The sequence below is a fragment of the Pseudomonas oryzihabitans genome, from assembly GCF_006384975.1.
GTDB lineage: Bacteria > Pseudomonadota > Gammaproteobacteria > Pseudomonadales > Pseudomonadaceae > Chryseomonas > Chryseomonas psychrotolerans_B.
The window spans coordinates 3633225-3651535 of sequence record NZ_CP021645.1 but is presented as its reverse complement, the minus strand read 5'-3'; the positions used below and the strand labels follow the sequence as shown (position 1 = coordinate 3651535).

Here is an 18311-nt window from a genome sequence, read left to right as displayed (position 1 = left end):
GGGCAGACCTCAGGCAGGGTTATCAACAGAGCTCTGGAAGGGAGGGATGAGGATAGACAAGGCCTGTGTTGCACAGGCCTGGAACAGCAGATAGGGGATTACTTGCCGATGCAGAAGCTGGAGAAGATGCGGCCGAGCAGATCGTCGGAGCTGAAGGCACCGGTGATCTCACCGAGCACCTGTTGCGCCTGGCGCAGGTCCTCGGCCAAAAGCTCACCGGAGCCGGCCAGGGTGAGTTGACGATAGCCGTGATCCAACGCACTGGCGGCCCGTTGCAACGCGTCCAGATGGCGACGCCGGGCGCTGAAGCCACCCTCGGTGGTCTGCTCGAAGCCCATGCAGGCCTTGAGGTGCTCGCGCAGGGCGTCGACGCCCTGGCCATCGGTGGCGCTCAGGGCGATTTCCACCGGTCCGGAGGATTCGAACAGGCCGGTGGCCTCGCCGGTGAGATCGGCCTTGTTGCGGATCACCGTCAACTTGTCCAGCGGCGGTCGGGTGCTGAGTAACTCAGGCCAGAGCGCCTGGGGATCCCGGGCTTCCGGGGCGCTGGCGTCGACCACCAGCAGCACCCGGTCGGCCGTAGCGATGGCGTCCAGGGCGCGCTGCACGCCGATCTGCTCCACGCGGTCGCTGGTATCGCGCAGGCCGGCGGTATCGACCACATGCAGCGGCATGCCGTCGAGGTGGATATGTTCGCGCAGCACGTCGCGGGTGGTGCCGGCGATGTCGGTGACGATGGCGGCTTCGCGCCCGGCCAGGGCGTTGAGCAGGCTGGACTTGCCGGCATTGGGCCGGCCGGCGATCACCACCGTCATGCCGTCGCGCAGCAGGGCGCCGCGATTGGCTTCGCGCTGGACGTCGCGCAATTCGGCCTGCACGCCTTCCAGCAGTCCCTGCACCTTGCCGTCGGCGAGGAAATCGATTTCCTCCTCGGGAAAGTCGATGGCCGCCTCGACATAGATGCGTAGCTGGATCAACTGCTCGACCAGGCTCTCCACCCGGCGGGAAAATTCGCCCTGCAGCGAGCGCAGGGCATTGCGTGCGGCCTGTTCGGTGCTGGCTTCGATGAGATCGGCGATGGCCTCGGCCTGGGCCAGGTCGAGCTTGTCGTTGAGGAAGGCGCGTTCGCTGAATTCACCGGGGCGGGCCAGACGGGCGCCCTCTTCCAGGGTGCGGCGCAAGAGCAGATCGAGGATCACCGGCCCGCCGTGGCCCTGCAGTTCCAGCACGTCTTCGCCGGTGAAGGAATTCGGCCCGGGAAAGAACAGGGCGATGCCGGCATCCAGCACGCTGCCGTCGGCGGCGAGGAAGTTGCCGTAGTGGGCATGCCGCGGCGGCAACTCGCGGCCGCAGATCGCCTTGGCCAGCGGGGCGGCCAGGGGCCCGGAGACGCGAACGATGCCGACGCCGCCGCGGCCGGTGGCGGTAGCGATGGCAGCGATGCTGTCGGAAGGCAGGGACATGACGATCCTCCAGAAAGCACGACGCCCCAATCAAGGGGCGTCGTGTGGATAAGGTGAGCGAGATCAGGCCTTCTTGCTGGCCGCCTCGATCTTCCGGGTAATGTACCACTGCTGCAGGATCGACAGGCAGTTGTTGACGATCCAGTACAGCACCAGACCGGCCGGGAACCACAGGAAGAAGAAGGTGAAGACGATGGGCATCATCTTCATCACGCGCGCCTGCATGGGATCCGGCGGTGCCGGGTTCAGCATCTGCTGCACGAGCATGGTGCCGCCCATGATGATCGGCAGGATGAAGTAGGGATCCTTGGCCGACAGGTCGGTGATCCAGAAGATCCAGGGCGACTGGCGCATCTCCACGCTTTCCAGCAGCACCCAGTACAGCGCCAGGAATACCGGCATCTGCACCACGATGGGCAGACAGCCACCCAGCGGATTGATCTTCTCTTTGCGGTACAGCTCCATCATCGCCTGGGACATCTTCTGGCGATCGTCACCGTACTGTTCCTTCAGCGCCTGCAGCCGCGGACCGACGGCGCGCATGCGCGCCATGGAGCGATAGCTGGCAGCGGACAGCGGGAAGAACAGCATCTTGATGATGATGGTCAGGACGATGATCGACCAGCCCCAGTTACCCAGGATGCTGTGGATATGTTGCAGCAGCCAGAAGATCGGCTGGGCGATGAACCACAGGAAGCCGTAGTCGACGGTCAGCTCCAGACCAGGCGACAGCATCTTGAGGTAGGACTGGATCTTGGGTCCGGCATACAGGGTCAGGGAGGTCTGGGTTTCACCACCCGGCGCAACGGTCAGCTGGGGACCGGTAAAGCCGATGATGTAGTTGCCCTGGCCGTCCTTGCGGGTATAGATCTGGTGCTGCTGGTCCTTGGTCGGCACCCAGGCGGTGACGAAATAGTGCTGCAGCCAACCGACCCAGCCGCCCTGCACGTTTTCCTGCAGGCGGTGTTTGTCCATGTCGCCCATGGACACCTTGCGGTAGGGCTCGCTCGGTGTACCGACGGCGGCTCCCAGGTAGGTGGACACGCCGGTGGCGGTGGTTGCCGAAGGATCCTTGCTGTCATCGCGCTTGATCTGGGCATAGAGCACGCCCTGCCAGGGCTTGTCGCCCTTGTTGTCGATCAGGTAGCTGACCTGGATCTCGTAGGCATCCGGGTTGATGCAATTGATCTTCTTCTGAGCCTTTTCCACCGCGGTGCAATCGGCTTTCAGGCCGCGATGGAAGGTGAATCTCTTGAGGTAGTCGACGCCACCCGCCTGGTACTTGAGATCCACCACCAGTTGCTGCTGGCCGTCGGCGAGCACGTAGCTGGACTGCGCCGAGGTGTACAGCGGACGACCAGCGCTGTTGGCGTCGGGGCCGTCGGTACCGGTCAGACCGCTCTGCGCCAGGTAAAGATGCCCGTTGCCGTTGTCGAACAACGTGAAGGGCACGTCGGGATGGTCCTGGCGCTGGGGATACTGCACCAGACCGAGCTGGACGATATCGCCACCGCGGGGGTCGATGGCCAGATCCAGAACGTCGGTCCGGACCTTGATGAGCGCAGTGCTCGGTTTGGCAGTCGCGTTATCCACCGGCGCAGCGGCCTTGGCTTCGGCCGGGACATCCGTGGGTACGTTGGGGGTATCACCCGGCAGGACGCTGGTTTGCGTCTTGGCCGTGGGCAATTCGGCCTGGCCGTAATCCTTGTTCCATTGGAAAACCATGGTGTAGGACACGATCGCCAGAGCGGCAATGAGTAGCGGGCGCTTGATATCCATGTTTACTCGGCCATCGAAGAGGTCGGGGCTGGGTTCTTTGCGGGAGGAACGGGATCGTATCCGCCTGGATGCCAGGGATGGCACCGGCACAGACGCCGTGTGGTCAGCCAGCCACCACGCAGCAGGCCATGGCTCTCGATGGCTTCGAGGGCGTAACCGGAACAGGTCGGATAGAAACGACAGCGACTGGCCATCATGGGACTGATGGCATAACGGTAGAAGCGAATCAGCAGCAGGGCCGGTTTACGCATGAGCACCGTCGGGACTGTCGGTTGGCTGGACAACGGCCTTGGTCGCCTGGCGATTGAGGCGTTTCCACAGTTGCAGCAGTTGATCGTGCAATTCCGGATTGTCGACCTCGCCAAGTCCCTTGCGGGCGACGAAGACCAAATCGAAATTGCCGAGGCGGTCCTGATTCAGACGAAAGGAATCACGGATGACCCGCTTGATGCGATTGCGCTCGACGGAAAGCTTGACGCTTTTCTTGCCGATCACCAGTCCCAGACGGGAATGGTCGAGCCCATTGGCATGGGCGAGCAGCAGCAGGTGCTTGCCGGATGCCTTGTGGGTGGGAGAGTCAAAGACCGTCTGGAACTGTTGGGAGCTCAGTAAGCGCCTGTCCCGACCGAAACCCTGACTCACCACCTGACCGGGCAATCAGATTGCCAGACGCTTGCGGCCTTTGGCACGGCGACGGGACAGAACCTGACGGCCGTTCTTGGTTGCCATACGAGCACGGAAACCGTGGACACGGGCGCGCTTCAGGGTGCTGGGTTGGAAGGTGCGTTTCATGGACTTTTACCTAGGTGTAAGCGGCAAGGCATGAGCGCCCCGCGCAAAGAGACCGGGGATTCTAGAGAAAGCCGCGGAACAGGTCAATTTCCAACCAGCGTCCATTGACAAGAGAACACGTAAACAAAATCAACAGGTCAGAAGGTTTTAAAAGATGGTTGAAGTGAATATGTATGATGCAGCCGATTTCTGTGGATAGATCGTGCCAGGACAGATGGGCTCTGGCTGGAGCGAGGTCGGAAACTCTGTTTTCAACAGGTGGGGCACGGGTGGCTAGCCTGAAGAGAGGCTGTGGATAAGAGTGAGGGTTACACACATCGCGCTTATCCACAGCGAAAAATCGGTAGATGTCCAGAGAGGTCAGACGGCGTTATCCACAGAGCTGACGGTAGCCTGGGCTGGGCAAGGGACACGTATGGCTCTCACGGGGAAACTGCGCGGTCATGTGGATAACCTGGGTGGGGAGGGATACAATGGGCGTTTGCTCATGGCCCGTCTGGGCCGCGAAAGTCCCGGGAGACGCTGTGTCGGTCGAACTCTGGCAACGTTGCGTGGATGTACTGCGCGACGAGTTGCCCTCGCAACAATTCAATACCTGGATCCGGCCACTGCAGGTGGAAGCGGAAGGGGATGAGCTGCGGGTGTTCGCGCCCAACCGCTTCGTGCTCGATTGGGTCAACGAGAAATACCTGAGCCGGGTTCTCGAGTTGCTCGAGGAGCACGCCGACGACGGCATCGCCCCGGTGCTTTCCTTATTGATAGGTAGCAAGCGCAGCAACAAGCCGCGTCCGGCGCAGACGCCCAGCAGCCAAAGCACGCCGCTGCCGCCGCCGGTGCAGGCACCGCAGCCGATCCAGTCGGATATCGTCACTGCGGGTGTCGCCCTGGAAGACGTGACGGCGGAACTGGCCGAGGCCGACGAGCCGGCGGTCAAGACCGAACGCACCGTGCAGGTGGAAGGTGCGCTCAAGCACACCAGCTATCTCAACCGTACCTTCACCTTCGAGAACTTCGTCGAGGGTAAGTCCAACCAGCTGGCCCGCGCCGCGGCCTGGCAGGTAGCGGATAATCCCAAGCACGGCTACAACCCACTCTTCCTTTATGGCGGCGTGGGTCTGGGTAAGACTCACCTGATGCACGCGGTGGGCAACCATCTGCTCAAGCGCAATCCGAACGCCAAGATCGTCTATCTGCATTCGGAGCGCTTCGTCGCCGACATGGTCAAGGCGCTGCAGCTGAACGCCATCAACGAATTCAAGCGCTTCTACCGTTCGGTGGATGCGCTGCTGATCGACGACATCCAGTTCTTCGCTCGCAAGGAGCGGTCGCAGGAAGAGTTTTTCCACACCTTCAATGCCCTGCTCGAAGGTGGACAACAGGTGATTCTCACCAGCGACCGCTATCCCAAGGAGATCGATGGCCTGGAGGAGCGGCTCAAGTCGCGCTTCGGCTGGGGTCTCACCGTGGCGGTGGAACCGCCGGAGCTGGAAACGCGGGTCGCGATCCTGATGAAGAAGGCCGACCAGGCCAAGGTCGACCTGCCCCACGACGCCGCCTTCTTCATCGCCCAGCGCATCCGTTCCAACGTGCGCGAGCTGGAAGGCGCGCTCAAGCGGGTGATCGCCCATGCCCACTTCATGGGCCGCGACATCACCATCGAGCTGATCCGCGAATCGCTCAAGGATCTCTTGGCGCTGCAGGACAAGCTGGTCAGCATCGACAATATCCAGCGCACGGCGGCCGAGTACTACAAGATCAAGATCGCCGATCTGCTGTCCAAACGCCGCTCGCGTTCGGTGGCCCGGCCGCGGCAGGTCGCCATGGCGCTGTCCAAGGAACTGACCAACCACAGCCTGCCGGAAATCGGCGACGCCTTTGGCGGACGCGATCACACGACGGTGTTGCACGCCTGTCGCAAGATCGCCGAACTTCGGGAATCCGACGCGGATATTCGCGAGGATTACAAGAACCTGCTGCGTACCCTGACGACCTGACGGACGCGGCCCTGGCAAGGACCTGACCATGCATTTCACCATTCAACGCGAAGCCCTGTTGAAACCGCTGCAGCTGGTGGCCGGTGTCGTGGAACGTCGGCAAACGCTGCCGGTGCTGTCCAACGTACTCCTGGTCGTGGAAGGCCAGCGACTGTCGCTGACCGGTACCGACCTGGAAGTCGAGCTGGTTGGCCGGGTCGAGTTGGAAGAAGCCGCCGAGGCCGGCGAGATCACCGTGCCGGCGCGCAAGCTGATGGACATCTGCAAGAGTCTGCAACCCGATGCGCTGATCGACATCCGCACCGAAGAGCAGAAGCTGCTGATCCGTTCCGGGCGCAGTCGCTTCACCCTGTCCACCCTGCCGGCGAATGACTTCCCCACCGTGGAGGAAGGCCCGGGCTCGCTGAAGTTCAGCATTCCCCAGGGCCGCCTGCGCCGCCTGATCGAGCGCACTGGCTTCGCCATGGCCCAGCAGGACGTACGCTACTACCTCAACGGCATGCTGCTGGAAGCCAGCACCGGGCGCTTGCGCGCCGTAGCCACCGACGGTCACCGGCTGGCCATGTGCATGCTGGAAGCTGAGGTGGAACAGGCCGAGAAGCACCAGGTGATCGTACCGCGCAAGGGCATCCTGGAGTTGTCGCGCCTGCTCACCGAGCCGGAAGAGCCGGTCAACGTGGTCCTGGGTCAGCACCATATCCGTGCCACCACCGGTGACTTCACCTTTACCTCCAAACTGGTGGACGGCAAGTTCCCCGACTACGAGCGGGTACTGCCGCGCCATGGCGACAAGCTGGTCCTGGGTGAGCGCCAGCACCTGCGCGAGGCCTTCAGCCGTACCGCCATTCTCTCCAACGAGAAGTACCGCGGTATTCGCCTGCAGCTGGAAAACGGTTTCATGAAGATCCAGGCCAACAACCCGGAGCAGGAAGAGGCCGAGGAAGAGCTGCAGGTCGACTACGACGGCGGCAGCCTGGAGATCGGCTTCAACGTCAGCTACCTGCTCGACGTGCTGGGCGTGATGACCACCGACCAGGTGCGCATCACCCTGTCCGATTCCAGCAGCAGTGCGCTGTTGCAAGAGGCGGGCAACGACGATTCCTCCTATGTCGTGATGCCGATGCGCCTCTGATCGACTGTCGATGACGCTGATCCGCTTCAACGCCGACCGCCTGCGCAATCTGCAGGCGGTCGCGCTTCAGCCCTCGCCGCGGGTCAACTTGCTGCATGGCGCCAACGGCAGCGGCAAGACCAGCCTGCTCGAAGCCATCCACCTGCTGGGACTCGCACGCTCCTTTCGCAGTACCAAGCTGGCGCCGGTCATCCAGCACGAGCAGGCCAGTTGCACGGTGTTCGGCCAGGTGCGGCTGCCGGGTGGGCAGGACTGCAACCTGGGCATCCAGCGCGAGCGCGGTGGCGATTACCAGATCCGCATCAACGGCGAGAATGCCCGCAGTGCAGCACAGTTGGCCGAGGTGTTGCCGCTGCAACTGATCAACCCGGACGGCTTCCGCCTGCTGGAGGGTAGCCCCAAGATCAGACGGCAGTTTCTCGACTGGGGAGTGTTCCACGAGGAACAGCGTTTCCTGCCACTGTGGCAACGCCTGCAAAAGGCGCTCAGACAGCGAAATCACTGGCTCAGACGTGGTAAAATCGACCCTGCGGCCCAGGCTGCCTGGGATCAGGAACTGGCCCTGGCCAGCGCCGAAATCGATGGCTTTCGCCAGGCCTATATCCAGCGGCTGAAGCCGGAATTCACGGCGGTGCTGGCCGAGCTTATCCAGCTCGACGGCCTGACCCTGAGTTACTACCGCGGCTGGGATCGCGAGCGCGATTTGCGCGAGGTGCTGGCGGACAGCCTGGCGCGGGATCTGCAGCTGGGGCATACCCAGGCCGGACCGCAGCGGGCCGATTTGCGGATTCGCATCGGCAATCACAATGCGGCGGACATCCTGTCGCGCGGCCAGCAGAAGCTGGTGGTGTGCGCGTTGCGCATCGCCCAGGGCCGGCTGGTCAACCAGGTCAAGCGAGGCCAGTGCGTCTATCTCATCGACGACCTGCCCTCGGAACTGGACGAGGGACACCGGCTGGCCCTGTGCCGGCTGCTGGAGGCACTGGAGTGCCAAGTCTTCATCACCTGTGTCGAGCGCGAGACGCTACAGGCCGCCTGGCGGCCGGAGACAGAGGTCAGCGTGTTCCACGTGGAACACGGCCATATCAAGCAGACCCACACTAGCGGGAGCCAAGCATGAGCGAGACCAATACCTACGACTCTTCCAGCATCAAGGTGCTGAAGGGACTGGATGCCGTGCGCAAGCGCCCCGGCATGTACATCGGTGACACCGATGACGGCACCGGCCTGCACCACATGGTCTTCGAGGTGGTGGACAACTCCATCGACGAGGCCCTGGCCGGTTTCTGCAGCGAAATCAGCATCACCATCCACATGGATGAATCCATCACCGTGCGCGACAATGGCCGCGGCATCCCGGTGGACATCCACAAGGAAGAAGGCGTCTCGGCGGCCGAGGTCATCATGACCGTGCTGCACGCTGGCGGTAAGTTCGATGACAACACCTACAAGGTCTCCGGTGGCCTGCACGGCGTGGGCGTCTCGGTGGTGAATGCCTTGTCCGAAGAGCTGCGGCTGACCATTCGCCGCGCCGGCCAGGTGTGGGAGCAGGTCTATGTGCATGGTGTGCCCCAGGCCCCCCTGGCGGTGATCGGCGAGACCGACAGCACCGGTACCCAGGTGCACTTCAAGCCGTCGGCCGCGACCTTCAACAACATCCAGTTCAGCTGGGACATCCTGGCCAAGCGGATTCGCGAGCTGTCCTTCCTCAACTCGGGCGTTGGCATCCTCTTGCGTGACGAGCGCACCGGCAAGGAAGAGCTGTTCAAGTACGAAGGCGGCCTGCGTGCCTTCGTCGACTACCTGAACACCAACAAGAGCGCGGTGAACCAGGTGTTCCATTTCCAGGTGCAGCGCGAAGACGATGGCGTCGGCGTGGAAGTGGCCCTGCAGTGGAACGACAGCTTCAACGAGAACATCCTCTGCTTCACCAACAACATCCCGCAGCGCGACGGCGGTACCCACCTGGCCGGCTTCCGCTCGGCGCTGACGCGTAACCTGAACAACTACATCGAGGCCGAGGGCCTGGCGAAGAAGTTCAAGGTCGCCACCACCGGTGACGATGCCCGCGAAGGCCTGACCGCCATCATCTCGGTCAAGGTGCCGGATCCCAAGTTCTCCTCCCAGACCAAGGACAAGTTGGTCTCTTCCGAGGTGAAGACCGCGGTGGAACAGGAGATGGGCAAGCATTTCTCCGACTTCCTGCTGGAGAACCCCAACGAAGCCAAGGCGGTGGTCGGCAAGATGATCGACGCGGCGCGCGCTCGTGAAGCGGCGCGCAAGGCGCGGGAGATGACCCGGCGCAAGGGCGCCCTGGACATCGCCGGCCTGCCGGGCAAGCTAGCGGACTGCCAGGAGAAGGATCCGGCGCTCTCCGAACTCTACATCGTGGAGGGTGACTCCGCCGGTGGTTCGGCCAAGCAGGGCCGCAACCGGCGTACCCAGGCGATCCTGCCGCTCAAGGGCAAGATCCTCAACGTGGAGAAGGCGCGCTTCGACAAGATGCTCTCTTCCCAGGAGGTGGGCACCCTGATCACCGCGCTGGGCTGTGGCATCGGTCGCGAAGAATTCAACATCGACAAGCTGCGCTACCACAACATCATCATCATGACCGATGCCGATGTGGACGGTTCGCACATCCGTACCCTGCTGCTGACCTTCTTCTTCCGCCAGATGCCGCTGCTGATCGAGCGCGGCTACATCTACATCGCCCAGCCGCCGCTGTACAAGGTGAAGCGTGGCAAGCAGGAGCAGTACATCAAGGACGACGAGGCGATGGAGGAATACCTGACCCAGACCGCCCTCGAGGAAGCCAGCCTGCACGTCAACGAGAACGCTCCGGGCCTGTCCGGCGTGGAACTCGAGAAGCTGGTGAACAGCTATCGCCAGGTGATGAAGACCTTCAAGCGCCTGTCGCGCCTCTATCCGGCCGACATCAGCGAGCACCTGCTGTACCTGCCCCGCGTGGGCCTGGAACAGTTGGGCGACGAGGCAGCCATGCGCCAGTGGCTGGCCGGCTTCGAGGCACGCCTGAAGTCCGCCGAGCGTAACGGCACCACCTATACCATCAGCCTGCGCGAGGATCGCGAGCGCAGCCTGTGGCTGCCGGAAGTCGAGACCCGTGCCCATGGCCTGTCCAGCTACGTCACCTTCAACCGGGACTTCTTCGGCAGCAACGATTACCGCCTGGTGACCGAGCTGGCCGCCCAGTTGGATAACCTGCTGGAAGAAGGTGCCTACGCCAAGCGCGGCGAACGCCGGCGCCCGGTCAGCACCTTCAAGGAAGCCTGGGAATGGCTGATGAACGAGACCAGCAAGAGATTCAACATCCAGCGCTATAAGGGCTTGGGTGAGATGAATCCGGATCAGCTGTGGGAAACCACCATGGACCCGAACGTGCGCCGCATGTTGAAGGTAACCATCGAGGACGCCATCGCCGCCGACCAGATCTTCAATACCCTGATGGGGGATCAGGTGGAACCGCGTCGCGAATTCATCGAGAGCAACGCCCTGGCGGTTTCCAACCTCGACGTCTGATCGAAAGCTGTTATGCACAAGCCCCGCGATGCGGGGCTTTTTTTGTGGAAAACATTTGCGGTAGGCAGGGTCGCCGTTTCGTTCCCTACGCAATGAGGCCACTCATCTTATAGCCAGACGTTCTGTGGATATTTTTGCTCAGTGCCTTTTGCCGACATCCGTTGGTGCAAGCAAAGAGGCCGTGCCATGCGGCATAGAGACACAGGCTATAAGGATAGGCCCTGTGGATAAGCCTGGGAATAAGCTTGCCGGTACTTGTGGATTTCCTGGTATGCGCGCTAGCGACCGCCGATCTGGGATCGCGGGAATGGGTACAAGTGCTGTGGATAAGTCTGTGGGAAAACGGAGGAAAACCAGAGCAAACGCCAGGCCCTTGCGGCCTGGCGATCAGGCGACGCAGCGCTGGTCGGGGTTGGCACCAGTCTTGGGTGCGAGGGCTGCTTCGATGAAGGCGAAGCAACGGGAGTTGAGATCGACGATGGCACGTGGATCCTGGCCCTGGGGATGGAGCAGCGGGCCGATGGTGACCTTGATGGTGCCTGGCGACTTGATCCAGGAGCGATTCGGCCAGTAGGCGCCGGCATCGTGGGCGATGGGCAGGATGGGCACGTTCAGGCTGCAGGCCAAGGCAGCGCCACCGCGAGAGAACTTTCCCATCTGACCGTGATCGATGCGGGTGCCCTGGGGGAAGATCAGCACCCAGCAACCCTGGGCCAGGTAGCGACCGCCCTGCTCGGTCAACTGCTGCAGGGCCAGCTTGCCGTTGTCACGGTCGATGGCGATGGGCTTGAGCAGGGAGAAGGCCCAGCCGAAGAAGGGAATCCGCAGCAGTTCGCGCTTGATCACCTGGGAGGTGGGCTCGAACTGGGCGGAGAGGAAGAAGGTTTCCCAGGTGCTCTGGTGATTGGCCACGATCACGCAGGGCTGCGCTGGGACGTTTTCCAGGCCTTCGATTTCGTAGCGGATGCCGCAGATGACCTTGGCCAGCCAGACGGCGAAACCCGTCCAGGCCTTGACCACCAGTCGATAGCGGGCGCGATAGGCCAGGAAGGGCGCGATCAGCAGGCTGACGCAGGACCAGAGGATACCGCTGGTGCCCAGCAGCAGATAGAACAGCAGAGTACGCAAGAGCCGCATCAGGGCGCTTCCTCCAGCAGGTGATCGGCCACCGCGGCTAGGTCGGCGAAGACCCGGGTGCCGGATGGCAAAGGCTTGGCCAGGGTGCGCTCGCCCTTGCCGGTACGGACCAGGTAAGGCGTGCAGCCCAGGGCCACGCCGGCTTCCAGGTCGCGCAGGCTGTCGCCGACCACCGGCACGCCGGTCAGCTCGTTGCGACCATAGTGGGCGGCGATGGCGCGAAACAGGCCGGGCAGTGGCTTGCGGCAATCGCAGGCCGCTTCCGGGCCATGGGGACAGTGCAGGATCAGATCGACTCGACCGCCCTCCTCCGCCAGCAGACGCTGCAGTTTCTCGTGCATGGCCGCCAGATCCTCGGCGGTGAAGTAACCGCGCGCCAGGCCCGACTGGTTAGTGGCCACGGCCACCTGCCAGCCGGCCCGGTTCAGCCGGGCGATGGCCGCGAGGCTGCCGGGCAGCGGTTGCCACTGCTCGGCGCTGCGCACGTAGTCATCGGAATCGACATTGATGACACCGTCGCGGTCCAGCACGATCAACTTCATGCCCTAGCCCAGCACCGAGATATCGGCGATGCCGAGGAACAGGCCACGCAGATGGGCGAGCAGCGCATAGCGATTGGCGCGGACGCGTTCGTCCTCGGCGTTGACCAGCACCTCGTCGAAGAAGGCATCGACCGGCGCGCGCAGGCTGGCCAGGCGTTCCAGGGCTTCGCGATAGCGGCGGGTTGCGGCCAGGGGGGCGGCGTCCTGCTCGGCGGCGGCGATGGCCGTGGCCAGGGTACGCTCGGCGTCGGTCTCGAACAGCGCGGCATCGGCCTGGGTCGCGACCTGGCCTTCGAACTTGCCCAGCAGGTTGGAAACGCGCTTGTTGGCGGCGGCCAGGGCTTCGGCTTCGGGCAGGCGACGGAAGGCCTGCACGGCCTGGACGCGCTGGTCGAAGTCCAGCGCGGACGCCGGACGCAGGGCACGCACGGCCAGGTAGGCCGCGGTATCGACGCCTTCGTCTTCGTAGCGGGCACGCAGGCGATCGAAGATGAAGTCCAGCACCTGCTCTTGCAGACCTTCGGCCTTGACCCGCTCGCCATAGCCGGCGATGGCGAAGGCGACGGCCGCTGGCAGATCCAGCTCCAGGCCCTTCTCGATGAGGATGCGCAACACGCCCAGGGCCTGGCGACGCAGGGCGAAGGGGTCCTTGCTGCCGGTGGGCAGCATGCCGATGCCGAAGATGCCGACCAGGGTGTCTAGCTTGTCGGCCAGGGCCACGGCGGCACCGGTCAGGGTCTGCGGCAGCTCGGCGCCGGCGCCGCGCGGCATGTACTGCTCGTTGAGCGCCATGGCCACGTCGTCGGCTTCACCGCCCTTCTTGGCGTAGTAATAGCCGGCGATGCCCTGCATTTCGGGGAATTCACCGACCATCTCGGTGGCTAGGTCGCACTTGGCCAGGATGCCGGCGCGGCGGGCGCGCTCGGCGTCACCGCCGATACCTTCGGCGATGAAGGCGGCCAGGGCGGCGACGCGCAGGGCCTTGTCGTAGACGGTGCCGAGCTGGGCCTGGAAGACCACGTTCTTCAGCCGCTCGTTGAAGCTTTCCAGCGGCTGCTTCTGGTCCTGCTTGAAGAAGAACTCGGCGTCGGTGAGGCGCGGGCGCACCACCTTCTCGTTGCCGGCGACGATCTGCGCCGGGTCCTTGCTTTCCAGGTTGGTCACGGTGATGAAACGCGGCAGTAGCTTGCCCTGGGCGTCCAGCAGGCAGAAATACTTCTGGTTGTCCTGCATGGTGGTGATGAGGGCTTCCTGGGGCACCTCGAGGAAGCGTTCCTCGAAGGCGCAGACCAGCGGCACCGGCCACTCCACCAGAGCGGTCACCTCGTCCAGCAGTGCCGGCGGTACCACGGCACTGCCCTGCTCCGCGGCGGCCAATTCGGCTACGCGGGTCTCGATGAGCTGGCGGCGCTCGGCGAAATCGGCCAGCACATGGGCGGCGCGCAGGTCGGCGGCGTAGTTGGCCGGAGCGCTGATGCGCACCGCATCGGGATGGTGGAAGCGATGGCCGCGGGATTCGCGCCCGGCACGGCGGGTGAGGATCTCGCAGTCGATGACCTCGTCACCCAGCAGCATCACCAGCCACTGGGTCGGCCGCACGAATTCCTCGCGGCGCGCGGCCCAGCGCATGCGCTTGGGAATCGGCAACTCGGCCAGGGAGGCTTCGACGATACCGGGCAGCAGGCTGGCCGCCGGCTGGCCGGGGATGCTCTGGGAGAATCTCAGCTTGGGACCGCTACGGTCGATGGCGCTGATGTCGACACCGCACTTGCGGGCGAAGCCCAGGGCCGCCTGGGTCGGCTGGCCGTCGGCACCGAAGGCAGCCTGTACCGGCGGGCCGTCCAGGTTGACGCTACGCTCGGGCTGCTGGGTCTGCAGGGCCTCGACCAGAACCGCCAGGCGGCGCGGCGCGGCATAGGCGCGGGCGCTGGCGTAACCGAGACCAGCCTGCTTGAGGCCCTTCTCGATGCCGGCGAGGAAGCTGTCACCCAGGGTCTTGAGCGCCTTGGGTGGCAGTTCTTCAGTACCCAGCTCGACCAGGAAATCTAGGTTGGTGCTCATCATTCGCCCTCCTTGAGCAGCGCCTGGACATCGTCGCGACCCAGGACCTCGTCACGCAGCTCGGGGGTGGCCAGCGGGAAGCCCAGGCGGGCGCGGGCCTTGAAGTAGCCCTGGGCCACGCTGCGGGCCAGGGTGCGCACGCGCAGGATGTAGCGCTGGCGTTCGGTCACCGAGATGGCGCGGCGGGCGTCCAGCAGGTTGAAGGTGTGGGAGGCCTTGAGCACCATTTCGTAAGTGGGCAGCGGCAGGTCCAGCGCGATCAGGCGATTGGCCTCGGACTCGTAGAAGTCGAACAGCTCGAACAGCTTGGGCACGTTGGCGTGCTCGAAGTTGTAGGTGCTCTGCTCCACCTCGTTCTGGTGGAAGACGTCGCCGTAGGTGACGGTGCCGAAGGGGCCGTCGGCCCAGATCAGGTCGTAGACCGAGTCCACGCCCTGCAGGTACATGGCCAGGCGCTCGAGGCCATAGGTGATCTCGCCGGTCACCGGATAGCACTCCAGACCGCCAGCCTGCTGGAAGTAGGTGAACTGGGTGACTTCCATGCCGTTGAGCCAGATTTCCCAGCCCAGACCCCAGGCGCCGAGGGTCGGCGATTCCCAGTTGTCCTCGACGAAGCGCACGTCGTGCACCAGTGGGTCCAGGCCGATGGCGGCCAGGGAGCCCAGGTAGAGTTCCTGGAAGTTGTCCGGATTGGGCTTCAACACCACCTGGAACTGGTAGTAGTGCTGCAGGCGATTGGGGTTCTCGCCGTAGCGGCCGTCGGTGGGGCGGCGGCTGGGCTGCACATAGGCGGCGTTCCAGGTCTCCGGACCGATGGCGCGCAGGAAGGTGGCGGTGTGGAAGGTACCGGCGCCGACTTCCATGTCATAGGGCTGGAGTACCACGCAGCCCTGCTCGGCCCAGTATTGCTGCAAGGCCAGGATCAAGTCTTGGAAGGTGCGCACGGTGGGCTTGGACTGGCTCACGAAAGATACCCGTTCGGCTGCGACGAAAAGCCGGGGAGTATAGCTGAAAGCCGGGGGTGACCGCATGGGGCGTGTGGGCTGCCCGGCGGGAAATTGCCTGCTCGCCTTATCGCGGCCATGGGCCGTCGTAGGTTGGGTTGAGCGTAGCGAAGCCCAACATTGGCTCGGGGCACAGGCCATGTTGGGCTTCGACGATAGAGCCGTCTCAACCCAACCTACGGTCTATCGCCGCCATGGCCGCGATACGCTTGTAACCTGGTAGCGTGGAAAAACGCCTGACGAGGCCGTTGGGCTCGTCTCCCGGATCAGGCAATTGCGCTAAGGTATCGCCTTCCGCCCTCGTCCGAGCCGTCGCCATGCCGCGTTGTTTCTGGTGCACCGCCGATCCGCTGTACATCGACTATCACGACCGCGAATGGGGTGTGCCCCAGCGCGATCCGGCGGTGCTCTTCGAATTCCTCTTGCTGGAAGGCTTCCAGGCGGGTCTGTCGTGGATCACCATCCTCAAGAAGCGCGAACGCTATCGCGAGGTGCTGCACGGCTTCGACCCGGAGCGGCTGGCGCGCCTGACCGACGCCGAGATCGAGGCACTGATGCAGGACCCGGGCATCATCCGCAATCGCGCCAAGCTGCGCGCCGCTCGGCAGAACGCCCAGGCCTGGCTCAGGCTGGAAGATCCTGCCGGCTGGCTGTGGTCCTTCGTCGGTGGGGTACCCAAACTCAATCATTTCCGCGACCGTAGCGAGGTGCCGGCCATCACCCCGGAAGCCGAGGCCATGAGCAAGGCGCTCAAGAAGGCCGGTTTCACCTTTGTCGGGCCGACCATCTGCTACGCCTTCATGCAAGCCATGGGGTTGGTGATGGACCATACCCTTGACTGTGATCGCTATGCAGAGCTGGCCCATTCGTCGGCGTGAGGGCCGAATGTAAGGCCGTCAGTCATCTAGGACCTCACGTTTTCTTAACGTTTTCGGGGCCTGTAGACGCTAAACTGTCGGCGCATTCAGACAGGAGCCCCTCTTTTGGAAAGATTCAAAGGCGCGCTGATAATCGCCTTCCTGCGCCTTTTCGCCCTGCTGCCCTGGCCCCTGGTCCAGCGCCTGGGCGGATTCATCGGCTGGTGCATGTGGAAGCTGCCGACCCGCGCCAGCACCGTCACCCGCATCAATCTCGCCCACTGTTTTCCCGAACTCGATGCTGCCGGCCTCGAGCGGTTGTCGCGCGAGTGCCTGCGCGGCATCGGCAAGACCCTGACCGAGAGCGCCTGCGCCTGGATCTGGTCGCCGCAGCGCTCCCTGGGCCTGGTGCGCGAGGTGGAAGGCATGGACGTGCTGCAGGAAGCCCTGGCCTCCGGCGATGGCGTGGTGGGTATCACCAGCCACCTGGGCAACTGGGAGTTGCTCAACCACTTCTACTGCTCCCATGCCAAGCCGATCATCTTCTACCGACCTCCCAAGCTGAAGGCGGTGGACGAGTTGCTCAAGCGCCAGCGGGTGCAACTGGGCAACCGGGTGGCGCCCTCTACCCCGGAAGGCATCATCAGCGTGATCAAGGAAGTCCGCCGCGGTGGCGCCGTGGGTATCCCGGCCGATCCCGAGCCGAGCCGCAGCGCCGGGCTCTTCGTGCCCTTCCTCGGCACCACTGCGCTGACCAGCAAGTTCGTCCCCTCGCTGCTGGCCCGGGGCAAGGCGCGTGGGGTGTTCTTCCACGCGGTGCGCCTGGAAGACGGCAGCGGCTACAAGGTGATCCTGGAAGCGGCGCCCCCGGCCATGTACGACCCGGATCCCGAGGTCTCGGTAGCGGCCATGAGCGAGGTGCTGGCCGGCTACGTGCGGCGCTATCCGACCCAGTACATGTGGAGCATGAAGAGATTCAAGAATCGCCCGGATGGCGAGGCGAAGTGGTACTGAACCCAGGCGATCCGCGTCCTTGAGCCCCATTCCTCCAGGGCTGGGCTGAAGGGCTGCAGTGCCTGCACCGGTGCTCGCAGGCTGATCGCTCGGCGGTCCGCCGGAACCGTTCGGCAGTCGTATGGCTGACAGTCATCCGCCTTTGCTGGAAGCTGCCTGGACCTCAGGGAGCCTTTATTCAGGGAGTCAGGCGATGAATTCGCGCGATCAGCGCCATTACACCCGTACCCCCTTCAAATGCCGGCTCTGGATCGCCTATCCGGATGGCGAGATCATCGGTGAGACGCGCGACCTGTCCGATGGGGGCGTCTATGTGGTGCATCCCGAGCTGGCCCGCTTGCCGCGCGGGACCCGGGTAGTCGGCCAGGTGCTCGATCTGCCCGTGGAAGCGCCCAAGGTGGACATGGAAGTCATGCGCACTGATAGCGAGGGAGCCGGCCTTAGGTTCCTACGCGATCAGGATTGAGTGCGCCGCGCCAGCCGCTTGAGAAAGACCGTCATTTCCTTTTCCGCCTGCTTGTCGCCCTTGGCCTGGGCGGCTTCCAGACCCCGCATCCAGGCGCTCTCCGCCGCGGCCAGATCGCCGCTGCCTTCGTGGGCCTTGCCCAGTAATTTCCAAGCTGCCGAATACGTCGGATCGAACTCCACGCAGCGCGCCAGGTGCTCGACCGCCCGCTCCGGCTCGCCGGCATCCAGATAACCCTTGCCCAGGCCGAATCTCAGCAGCGCATTGTCCTGACCACGGGCGAGCAGTTTTTCCAGGGATTCGAGCATGGCGAACTCCGGTAGACGGATGACGAGGGGCCACTTCTAGCCGCGAGCCGGATATTCTGCCTGGCGCCAGGGCTGACTGGCGACCCGGGGGCCGGGTGCCATATGTCCGGTGGACGGTCGAGTTGGTCTGGAATGGGCCTTTTGCCATCATTCTGTGATGAGTTTCACCTTAAGCTGGTGGATCTTTCGGCATCAGGATGGCCGCAGGATCCTATGAAATTGTTT

At 63.7% G+C, this 18311-nt stretch carries 17 protein-coding genes; 7 read left to right on the top strand and 10 right to left on the bottom strand.

Annotation, left to right across the window (positions count from 1 at the left end):
* Positions 1 to 98: 98 nt before the first annotated feature.
* The 5 genes from mnmE to rpmH form a co-directional block, all read right to left on the bottom strand.
* Positions 99 to 1463 (bottom strand): tRNA uridine-5-carboxymethylaminomethyl(34) synthesis GTPase MnmE, encoded by a 1365-nt coding sequence (gene mnmE / locus CCZ28_RS16450; RefSeq protein ID WP_140219688.1) that lies wholly within the window; start codon positions 1461 to 1463, stop codon positions 99 to 101.
* Positions 1464 to 1526: 63 nt separating this feature from the next.
* On the bottom strand, positions 1527 to 3242 hold the full coding sequence (yidC, locus tag CCZ28_RS16445) for a membrane protein insertase YidC (RefSeq protein ID WP_140219686.1): 1716 nt from the start codon (positions 3240 to 3242) through the stop codon (positions 1527 to 1529).
* Between the two features lie 2 nt (positions 3243 to 3244).
* Positions 3245 to 3493, bottom strand: a complete 249-nt coding sequence (yidD, locus tag CCZ28_RS16440; protein WP_058761359.1) for a membrane protein insertion efficiency factor YidD — start codon at positions 3491 to 3493, stop codon at positions 3245 to 3247.
* Positions 3486 to 3887: a ribonuclease P protein component gene (rnpA, locus tag CCZ28_RS16435; protein WP_058761399.1), complete on the bottom strand. Its 402-nt coding sequence runs from the start codon at positions 3885 to 3887 to the stop codon at positions 3486 to 3488. The genes yidD and rnpA overlap by 8 nt, the downstream gene beginning before the upstream one ends.
* Before the next feature lie 12 nt (positions 3888 to 3899).
* Positions 3900 to 4034 (bottom strand): 50S ribosomal protein L34, encoded by a 135-nt coding sequence (gene rpmH, locus CCZ28_RS16430; protein WP_007160134.1) that lies wholly within the window; start codon positions 4032 to 4034, stop codon positions 3900 to 3902.
* 524 nt (positions 4035 to 4558) lie between these two features.
* Between rpmH and dnaA the strand changes: the two genes are divergently transcribed.
* Genes dnaA through gyrB form a run of 4 tightly spaced genes read left to right on the top strand, consistent with a single transcriptional unit; the run spans position 4559 to position 10697 of the window.
* Positions 4559 to 6028 carry a chromosomal replication initiator protein DnaA gene (dnaA, locus tag CCZ28_RS16425; RefSeq protein WP_058761358.1) on the top strand — a complete coding sequence of 490 codons (1470 nt, stop codon included), beginning with the start codon at positions 4559 to 4561 and terminating at the stop codon, positions 6026 to 6028.
* A gap of 28 nt (positions 6029 to 6056) precedes the next feature.
* Positions 6057 to 7160 carry a DNA polymerase III subunit beta gene (gene dnaN / locus CCZ28_RS16420; RefSeq protein WP_058766998.1) on the top strand — a complete coding sequence of 368 codons (1104 nt, stop codon included), beginning with the start codon at positions 6057 to 6059 and terminating at the stop codon, positions 7158 to 7160.
* Between the two features lie 10 nt (positions 7161 to 7170).
* A complete protein-coding gene (gene recF, locus CCZ28_RS16415; protein WP_058761356.1) occupies positions 7171 to 8280 on the top strand; it encodes a DNA replication/repair protein RecF in 1110 nt (369 codons plus the stop codon).
* Positions 8277 to 10697 carry a DNA topoisomerase (ATP-hydrolyzing) subunit B gene (gyrB, locus tag CCZ28_RS16410; RefSeq protein ID WP_140219684.1) on the top strand — a complete coding sequence of 807 codons (2421 nt, stop codon included), beginning with the start codon at positions 8277 to 8279 and terminating at the stop codon, positions 10695 to 10697. The genes recF and gyrB overlap by 4 nt, the downstream gene beginning before the upstream one ends.
* A 387-nt stretch (positions 10698 to 11084) precedes the next feature.
* Here gyrB and CCZ28_RS16405 read toward each other — a convergent pair whose 3' ends face one another.
* Genes CCZ28_RS16405 through glyQ form a run of 4 tightly spaced genes read right to left on the bottom strand, consistent with a single transcriptional unit; the run spans position 11085 to position 15402 of the window.
* The gene (locus CCZ28_RS16405) at positions 11085 to 11834 is read right to left on the bottom strand and encodes a lysophospholipid acyltransferase family protein (RefSeq protein ID WP_058778008.1); all 750 of its coding nucleotides are present in this window, start codon (positions 11832 to 11834) and stop codon (positions 11085 to 11087) included.
* Positions 11834 to 12376 (bottom strand): D-glycero-beta-D-manno-heptose 1,7-bisphosphate 7-phosphatase, encoded by a 543-nt coding sequence (gene gmhB, locus CCZ28_RS16400; protein ID WP_140219682.1) that lies wholly within the window; start codon positions 12374 to 12376, stop codon positions 11834 to 11836. The genes CCZ28_RS16405 and gmhB overlap by 1 nt, the downstream gene beginning before the upstream one ends.
* A gap of 3 nt (positions 12377 to 12379) precedes the next feature.
* Entirely contained in the window at positions 12380 to 14437 is a 2058-nt protein-coding gene (gene glyS, locus CCZ28_RS16395; protein ID WP_140219680.1) for a glycine--tRNA ligase subunit beta, read from the bottom strand.
* Complete coding sequence (glyQ, locus tag CCZ28_RS16390) at positions 14437 to 15402, bottom strand: glycine--tRNA ligase subunit alpha (protein ID WP_058761351.1); 966 nt, start codon at positions 15400 to 15402, stop codon at positions 14437 to 14439. Before glyQ ends, glyS begins: the two co-directional genes overlap by 1 nt.
* A 356-nt stretch (positions 15403 to 15758) precedes the next feature.
* Between glyQ and CCZ28_RS16385 the strand changes: the two genes are divergently transcribed.
* The 3 genes from CCZ28_RS16385 (at position 15759) to CCZ28_RS16375 (ending at position 17778) form a co-directional block, all read left to right on the top strand.
* Positions 15759 to 16319, top strand: a complete 561-nt coding sequence (locus CCZ28_RS16385) for a DNA-3-methyladenine glycosylase I (RefSeq protein ID WP_140219678.1) — start codon at positions 15759 to 15761, stop codon at positions 16317 to 16319.
* A gap of 105 nt (positions 16320 to 16424) precedes the next feature.
* Positions 16425 to 17312, top strand: coding sequence for a lysophospholipid acyltransferase (locus tag CCZ28_RS16380; RefSeq protein WP_140219676.1), 888 nt, complete (start codon positions 16425 to 16427; stop codon positions 17310 to 17312).
* A gap of 193 nt (positions 17313 to 17505) precedes the next feature.
* Positions 17506 to 17778, top strand: a complete 273-nt coding sequence (locus CCZ28_RS16375; protein WP_140219674.1) for a PilZ domain-containing protein — start codon at positions 17506 to 17508, stop codon at positions 17776 to 17778.
* On the opposite strand, the gene CCZ28_RS16370 is transcribed toward CCZ28_RS16375, so the two are convergent.
* A complete protein-coding gene (locus CCZ28_RS16370; RefSeq protein WP_140219672.1) occupies positions 17769 to 18086 on the bottom strand; it encodes a tetratricopeptide repeat protein in 318 nt (105 codons plus the stop codon). The two genes, CCZ28_RS16375 and CCZ28_RS16370, sit on opposite strands and share 10 nt — an antisense overlap.
* Positions 18087 to 18311: the final 225 nt, after the last annotated feature.

Coding starts and splice junctions, on each gene's coding strand:
- mnmE (WP_140219688.1), bottom strand. CDS start 1,463: ATGTCCCTGCCTTCCGACAGCATCGCTGCCATCGCTACCGCCACCGGC.
- yidC (WP_140219686.1), bottom strand. CDS start 3,242: ATGGATATCAAGCGCCCGCTACTCATTGCCGCTCTGGCGATCGTGTCC.
- yidD (WP_058761359.1), bottom strand. CDS start 3,493: ATGCGTAAACCGGCCCTGCTGCTGATTCGCTTCTACCGTTATGCCATC.
- rpmH (WP_007160134.1), bottom strand. CDS start 4,034: ATGAAACGCACCTTCCAACCCAGCACCCTGAAGCGCGCCCGTGTCCAC.
- dnaN (WP_058766998.1), top strand. CDS start 6,057: ATGCATTTCACCATTCAACGCGAAGCCCTGTTGAAACCGCTGCAGCTG.
- recF (WP_058761356.1), top strand. CDS start 7,171: ATGACGCTGATCCGCTTCAACGCCGACCGCCTGCGCAATCTGCAGGCG.
- gyrB (WP_140219684.1), top strand. CDS start 8,277: ATGAGCGAGACCAATACCTACGACTCTTCCAGCATCAAGGTGCTGAAG.
- CCZ28_RS16405 (WP_058778008.1), bottom strand. CDS start 11,834: ATGCGGCTCTTGCGTACTCTGCTGTTCTATCTGCTGCTGGGCACCAGC.
- gmhB (WP_140219682.1), bottom strand. CDS start 12,376: ATGAAGTTGATCGTGCTGGACCGCGACGGTGTCATCAATGTCGATTCC.
- glyS (WP_140219680.1), bottom strand. CDS start 14,437: ATGAGCACCAACCTAGATTTCCTGGTCGAGCTGGGTACTGAAGAACTG.
- CCZ28_RS16385 (WP_140219678.1), top strand. CDS start 15,759: ATGCCGCGTTGTTTCTGGTGCACCGCCGATCCGCTGTACATCGACTAT.
- CCZ28_RS16375 (WP_140219674.1), top strand. CDS start 17,506: ATGAATTCGCGCGATCAGCGCCATTACACCCGTACCCCCTTCAAATGC.
- CCZ28_RS16370 (WP_140219672.1), bottom strand. CDS start 18,086: ATGCTCGAATCCCTGGAAAAACTGCTCGCCCGTGGTCAGGACAATGCG.